Here is a 420-nt window from a genome sequence, read left to right as displayed (position 1 = left end):
GCATTCAGGAAAAACTCAAAAGGCAGGCCAAACGCTACAATAAATCCTACCCCGGAGAGCTGGTACATCTCGATACCAAACGGCTGCCGCTGCTCAAAGGACAGAAAGCCACCGATAAGCGGGATTACCTGTTTGTCGCCATCGACGATTTCTCAAGGGAGCTATACGCCGCCATTTTGCCGGACAAAACCGCAGACAGTGCCGCCAAGTTTCTGACTGGACACCTGATTGATCCCTGTCCATACCTGATTGAGTGCGTTTACTCCGACAACGGTACGGAATATAAAGGCTCGGCCAACCATGCTTTCGGTGTAGCCTGTTATGAGAACGGGATTGGTCAAAAGTTTACCCGGGTTGCCCGTCCGCAGACCAACGGTAAGGCGGAACGGGTTATCCGCACCCTGATGGAGATGTGGCATG

At 52.6% G+C, this 420-nt stretch carries 1 protein-coding gene; it reads left to right on the top strand.

The window, feature by feature from the left end:
• Positions 1–420: DDE-type integrase/transposase/recombinase (locus ACTHUT_RS22280; protein ID WP_440419989.1), on the top strand; the 420-nt coding region annotated here is incomplete at both ends.

The organism is Neisseria sp. P0022.S010, assembly GCF_051956635.1.
Note: the sequence above shows the minus strand (reverse complement) of the source record. Positions and strands in the feature narration are given on the sequence as shown.